3 protein-coding genes and 1 pseudogene are annotated in these 7,095 nt (G+C 55.3%); all 4 read right to left on the reverse strand.

The window, feature by feature from the left end; translation table 11 throughout:
* Positions 1–266: 266 nt before the first annotated feature.
* Positions 267–1,819, reverse strand: a pseudogene (locus FU659_RS34180) (SagB family peptide dehydrogenase).
* A gap of 61 nt (positions 1,820–1,880) precedes the next feature.
* On the reverse strand, positions 1,881–3,824 hold the full coding sequence (locus tag FU659_RS34185; RefSeq protein ID WP_147951619.1) for a TOMM precursor leader peptide-binding protein: 1,944 nt from the start codon (positions 3,822–3,824) through the stop codon (positions 1,881–1,883).
* A complete protein-coding gene (locus tag FU659_RS34190) occupies positions 3,821–5,749 on the reverse strand; it encodes a putative thiazole-containing bacteriocin maturation protein (protein WP_147951620.1) in 1,929 nt (642 codons plus the stop codon). Before FU659_RS34190 ends, FU659_RS34185 begins: the two co-directional genes overlap by 4 nt.
* A gap of 175 nt (positions 5,750–5,924) precedes the next feature.
* Complete coding sequence (locus FU659_RS34195; RefSeq protein WP_187274602.1) at positions 5,925–6,254, reverse strand: heterocycloanthracin/sonorensin family bacteriocin; 330 nt, start codon at positions 6,252–6,254, stop codon at positions 5,925–5,927.
* Positions 6,255–7,095: the final 841 nt, after the last annotated feature.

The following is a 7,095-nucleotide window of genomic DNA, read 5'->3' on the forward strand; positions in this document are numbered from 1 at the left end:
CTTTCCCAACTACAACTTTCTGTAGCATAATTAGCTATTTCATTCGTTTTTTTAAGAAATCATCGAAATTCTGTTTCTTTATGATTTTTTAAAAGTGCGCATTATGAAATTGATTCACTTAATATAAAAAATACATCAATAAATTGAGCAGTACTGTCATATATTACTTGATAATTCAGAATCATCAATATTAAGCACTCCACATGTATCGAGTGGATAGTGAAAACAACTTTTCCCGTATCCGCATATCGGGAATCCAGTATAAACTAGCTGTGCAAACCTCCCTCCAACCGGGGACGGGGAAGGCAGCGACCGATCGGGATTTGGACGAGACTGATTCGTCCATGCATGGACATCCGGTAGAGCTCGTCGCATGATCCGGCCTGAAAGCCCAGCAGCGGACGCCCACCCATGCCGAGAGCGGACGCCGTCAGCAGCAGGCGCTGCAGGAGCATGCCGGCTTCCATCTGCTGGATGCGGTATCCTCTATACCCCAATTGGGGAATCAAGTGATCGTCATCACCGGCGATGTGCAGACAGATCGGTACTTGAAACAAATTGACGTTGTGCAGGGTCATCCCCTGCTGCAGCCGGAGCCGATGATCACCGGCAAGTTCGCGCCGGAGCGCGTGGGCGGCTGCGTCATAGCGATAAGCGCCGTCCGGTACGCCTTCGATGTTATAGAAACACCCGTATAACGCGACACGAAGCGGAGGCGCCTCTCCCACGCCGTCCAAATCGTTGCGATACGCGAAGGAAGCCGCAGCTTCTTGCAGCAGGACGGCTAGCTGCTGCGCCGTTACACGGCTCAAGACGAATTCGCTTTCGGGCGAATGACGTGCTCGGCTAGTCGCCGCCAGATCGAAGCTCAGCCGTTTCACCGGTGGTAAATAGACAGTCTGAAGTCCGCTTTCCGCTCGATTGACGGGCTCGAAACGGCGAAACGGTGACAGCGTATCGAGCGTCGCCGTTTTGTTCATCTGAGTCAACTGTGGAATCTCCTTAACGGATCTCGAACGCACGTAATAATCATGCTGAACAGCCGGAAGTTCACGGCACAGCTCATCCGCTGCGATTTGCATCGGCGTACCGCCGGCATCGTCGATCCAAGCGATGTCGCGCTGCACCGAAAGAGGCACGATCGCATAAACGTTCTCCTCTGAGCCGGATAGCCCGAGCAGATGGCCCACGGCTCGGTCCAGAAACCGGAAATGCACTTTTGATGCATAACCGAACCGTTTCGCAGTTTCCTGCAGCTGCCCTAGCAGCACGCCTGAATCAAGCCCTTGCAGACGATAGGCAAAGGTGTTGTATTTGAAAGCATTTTTCCAACCCATCGTCGATACAAAGACAACGCCGAAGCATGAGGATAGATCACAGCGGTTGCCGAGAGCCCGGGCCAAGTACGAATCGTAATCGCCTTCGCGCAGCAGCACCAGGCGGTGATGCGCTGCATCGTAATGGTAAAGTCCGGGAACTCTGGCTTCCGTGCGGAGATATACGTACAATTCGTTCGGGTACAGCCCTCCGCCGAAGGTACGAATCTGCGGTACGTCCGCATCGGAGCAGCATGAGAATAGCTTACTTGCGTCAACCCGTAGACATACCAGAGAAAATGGCCGATGTCTTTCAGGCTCGGTTCAACAGGCGTTGCCCGCGCTTCCAGCGTCATCGGGATATCCGAGGACAGCGGTAGAGTCGGCAGGCCGCGATACAGCTTATAGGCAAGCGGCGCATCGCCCCAATCGACCTCCCAGCCGGGCAGCCCGCTCCCGTTGCCGTCGGCGTGAAGCTGGCGAATAAACGCTTCCAGACTCATTCTGCTTCCCCCCAATCGCCATATAGTGATACCGCGGTTTGGCATTATCGGCCCTGCTCATTTATGGGAACGGATGCGGATTAGCATTGAGCTCCTCAGGACGCAAAGGCCGCTCCGTGTACCCGAGCTCGGTCGGCACTCGAAGCACTCTTTCCAGTCCCGCCAACCGGGTAAAATCGTAGCCGAACGTCATCGGCAGCATGCCGGGCATCAACACTTTCACGCAGTGCAGCCCGTTACGCCTCAATTCCGGTGTCGTTTGGTCAACCACGATCACGTCCAAATGCAGCCGGAGGAACTTACCGATCATCGCCTTCAGGTCTTCGGTCAAATCCCGGTGCTTCGGAGTGGTCCCAAATTCTTGAGCGAACGATCGCATCGGCCGGTTTTCATCCAGCAAAAAGCGCAGCCGAGGCTCCGCCTCCTGCAGGCTGTACAGCATGGAATGGTCTTCCATGCCCCGAACCAGCGAAGGATCGTGGAGCATCCGCACATAGTCCTCCCGGTTCGCCTCGAATTTGTGGTCTAGTGTAAGCATCATCCCCGACAGCTCGTGAACTGCCCCTTTTGCTGCCCGTACCGGATCCGGGTGCGCTCCGGCCGCACAAATAAGATTCACTCCATTAGGCTTTCTATTTTTCGCCACCGCCCAAATGCTGGGAATGCCATTTTCCATCGTCGCGTTAAACAAGAGCACGTCAAAACCGGCAACGGCCCGCAGCCGGTCCACCATGAGCTTCAGGTCGCGGTCTCCGGCGGAATGTGGGTCTAGGCGGGGAAGTGGCAGCTGTGCGTACCATGTCAGCAAGAACGAATCGCGCTCCACGACCTCCAGCATCCCGTACATGATCGCTTCCTCCAAGCTTCCGCCCAGGGCGCAGCCGTTGGATGTCTCGTACACGAAGCCTTGCCGACAGGGAGAGCTGTAATAAGCAAGCCACTGCGGCACCAAAATCGGGCTTCCTTGCGCAAACGAGTACCCCCAGACCCAATCGGTCTCGGCATCAGGATCGAACGGCCTAAAAGGAAATCCAGGCAGCTCATACTGCTCCTTCGCATACAGCCCGACCGTCACGGGATCGAGCGCTTCCCCCGCCAGTTGCCGGTAGCTGCCGCGAACAACCGGCCGCTTGCCGCGCGGCGCCATGCCACAATAACGCTCCAAGCCCTCAAGAATAGCTGACAGCTCGCTATCCGCATAGCAGTTCGTCCGGCCCGCCGTCACCTCGTCCTGCTCTAACATCGGAAGATTCACGGTCGCATCGGCCAAGGGCGAAACCAGATCCAGTATTTTTCCGTTCAGAAATCCAATCTTGTAATCGAGATAGTCCCTGGCCAGAAAAGTTTTCAGCTCTTGGAGCGATCGGCTTCGGTAGATGTTTTCTTCGATTTTCGGGGACGGCTTGAGCGATATCCGGGCAGCGTCCCGCGAATCTTCGGGCAGAGTTCCGCATATGGGACACAACGGGTCCGGTAGGAAGAAATGGCTGGAGCAATTCAGCGTCTTCAGGTTGACCAAAACCACACACTCTTCCGTGCGGGAGCGGATGCGCCGCAGCACGTTCCGCGATTCCGCCATAAGCAGATGCGCCATCTGCAGCAGTCCCGTGCGCGATGCCCATGCGTCAGATAGGATTCCCCCGGTCTCTGTCAAACGCTGCTGCAGCCCCCACATTTCCCTGCGGTCGCGCCCCGCTATAAGCTGCCGGGTATCGGCGCACCTGGAGCATCCAGACTGGCCTGGCCTGACGAGCGGCCCGACAACGCCTTCACCGAAGGCGACGAAACCGCGAAGCCATGGAATGCCGGCAGCCTGCAACTCCGCTTCCGCCTCACGTTGAACGGTTGGATGCCAGGCATCGTTCAGCACCAGGGCAAATTCCACATCTTCCGGCACACCCTCCCTGATATCGGTCAAACGAACGATTCGACACTCGGAGATCAGCTCCCCGCACACCAGCTCCGCCAGCACTCCTTCTCCGAAAACGGCTACGACCGCGCTCATCCGGATTCCCCCTCTCCAAGCAGCACGCCGAAGACAGCTGCAGGACCATCACGCAAAAACGGCTCCACCGCCAAATCGATGACGAAAACTTCCCGGCCGCTTATTTTCAGCTTTCTCATCGCATTCCTGACCCTATCCAGCTTCGACTCCCACTCCTCGGCTGGGACAGACAGCTCCAGCGGGGCGCCCGAACCAAGCAGCATGGTCCTCACCTCCACGGCATGCGGCACGCGGCATGCGGATAGGTTTTGCGCCTTCATTAGCGACGCCTGCAGCGCCCTGCGCAGCGCCGTTGTCACGGTCAAGCCGGTGCTTGCGAACCATCCATCCTCCGTGCCTACCCATACGACGGGAAACCCGCACACTTCCTCTCCAAGCCCGATCGTCGGTGTGCCCCGCATCGTGGTCAGCGCCTGTAAATAAAACCAGCATGGCTCGTCGTCAATCTGACCGAGCCTAACCCGAACGACAGACGGTTTCCGGTCTGTCAGCTGCGTCTCCAACTGCTTCGTTAAACAAGCTTGCAGTCCGCGAACCGCACCTTCTGCGGCCGTCTCCCCGATACCGACGCCGATAAACTGCTCGGTGTTCACGAGAACCCCCGCAAGCCGCGACACATACGCCTCAAGCCCGGTCAGCCCCGCTTCACGCCGCGCCTCCACGTGCGTCAATCCCGAACAAACGATGTCCGGCAGCAGACCGACTGGTCCTTCCGACAGCGGATCGGCTGCCTGAACGCGGCACTGTGACAAGGGCAGCTGGCCAAGGTCCCCTTCCTCCCAGCTATGGAAAATTCCCGTTCGGTCCGAAGTCAACTTACTGAAGTACGGAAACAGTCCGTTCACTGCGCCGCCTTCCGGCCCTTGCTCGAGCCGAAGCTCCGCGTCATCCACCCAGTTAGCTGCGGCATTGAATTTTCCGGCAGCAAGCGGATGCGGCAGTAATGGGTGCCAGCTTCCTTCCAAGGTCTCCAAATCAAGCAGATACAGCGAGTTTCTCAGCTCCGCCTCGGCGGCGCCCGTCACAGTCTTGAAAAGCTCGAAAACAATCACATTTGCGAGCAGCGCCCCCGCCGTTGAGGAGAAGGCAAACCTCTCCGGATCTTTGAACACTTCGGACTCGTGAATGCGCCGCCATGCCGATTCCCAACAGACCGCTCTCTCCGGTTGAATGAGCGGGCCCGCAATGCCTGCCTGATGCAGTCGCATGGCGGGAAACAGCGTTTTGCGTTCCGCTTGGCATACCTTATGAAGTAGCCGCAGCTCCTCGCAATCGCCCTGTTCAGACACATAGAGGACCGTTTGGAACGGCCGCACGGCTTCCCTCCAACCGTCGGCACCCTTGTTCGTCAGATCAACTTCCCCGATCGCCACCTCGGGGTCCGTCAAGCGGGCGTGCTCCGCCAAATCCGTAAGCCGACTCCGATCTGTCGGCAGCGAATCCGTAATCAACATGCAGAAACGGGGTAGGCCCGACTCAAGCAGCGACGATACAAGTGCGGAAAAGATCTGGCCGGAGCCGACCGCGAGCACCTCAGTCTGCCGGTAACACTGAAACCGGTAAGCGCCGGACTCGCCGAAGCTGTCGAGAAAAGCGATTTGCCCTGCATACCTGCGAACCGTTTGCTCCGAGAGAACGTGCGGGCGATCCTGGCTCACATCGCGTGCAAAACCTTTTTCCCTCAACACTTCCGCGATTTCGCACACCCGGTCCTGGTACGGGCCGGATAGACCGTCCGTCAATTCCGCCAGTGTGTGCTCCCCGTTGAACATGGGGATGAGCTTTTCCAGCCATCGGTCAATCATCTCACCTTTCATGTGGAACGTACCAACGTTGTTTCGGAAATAGACGCCGTCATTCTGAACCGGCAAATAAAATGTATCCGCCTTTACCTGAAGGCGCGCAGTCGGGGTCAACTTTGACATCTCAGCCCTCCTAGCCGTAAACACTTTTCTCCAATTTGCAATCTTCGTTCTACATCATATGTACTTCTATTTGTCCCTCATGTCAGACATTTCCTTAATGGATAAAAAATCGCCCCTGCACAGCGCTGTGCAGGGGCAATCGGTTTACTGTAATCCGGAAGAGAAGACGAAGGCGTCAGCGGCAGCGGTGGCCGCCACCACAATGGTGGCAGCTGCCTGCGCATTGGTGGCAGAAGCCCGCGCAGTTGCTGCAGCGAAAGCCGCCGCAGAAGCCGCTGCAAAACCCACCACAAACTCCGGCGCAAAACCCGCCGCAAAATCCTGCGCAAGTTCCGGCACAAACTCCGGCGCAAAGTCCGACGCAAAGACGCGACGGGTCCACAGGCACTTGGCTGTTCGGAAACTGGCCGGCAAGATACTGAGCCTGCTGCTCCCAAGGCGACATTTCGGTTGCCTGGAACTGCGAAACACCCAACTGTTGAATCTCATTTTGAAAATTGGTCATTTGATAAACCTCCAGTAACTTTTTTTCATATCGACATGATTCCAATTTATGGTCGAGGCTCCGCGTTTGTTACTGAGTCAAAGGCCCATTTTTTGAGCGTCTGTACCAAAACGTCCGAACACGCAAAAACGCCGGCCCCCAGATACCCTCTGAGGGTCGACGTTCTTTCCCTATTGGGGAGATAAGGCAAAGTGCAACATAAATAATTGTTACAGTCTAATCAACATCCTTTTGAATTTCGATCAGATCTTTTTGCTGCCATACTTCCCCGCGTTGAAATTAATTCGTTGCGCATTTATAGAAATGAATCGTCTCTGACATATTTCAAACTTGGCGGTTCCGGCGAAGCAGATGGATAATTATCTTCATGAACTTCTTAATAAGGAGTTATTCTGGCAGTATAAATCAAATGTTTCCGTATGCTCTAACTTAGACCTGTACATTTGGAAGTTCGTCAGTTCACTCCTGTGCGAGCATTCTCACCATATTCAGTTTTTCAGAAGCGCGACATATCCGTTGGCATACCTTTTCTATTAGAATGGCTTCAGCCTTCGTTCAGTCGAATCCACCTGAACTTCACACCTCATATTCTGTTAAATATGACGCGCGCAGGAGTATTGGCGGGTTGGTTTCAGGATACGTGGTTCCTTCATTCCCATCCTTGTTTGTAATGTTAAAATTACTGCTGTAATTTCCTGCCTTTCACACTGTTTGGTGCTTATAGCAGAACTTGTCGTACTTTCCGTTAGTCATAATGAACGAGGCGGCCCTCATTCGCCTAACGTAGGTTGCTTTTGGTTAGAATGAGTAGTGGATTCTACTTAAAACCAAATGCAGAGCT

This window comes from Paenibacillus sp. N3.4, from assembly GCF_008017805.1.
Taxonomy (GTDB): domain Bacteria; phylum Bacillota; class Bacilli; order Paenibacillales; family NBRC-103111; genus Paenibacillus_E.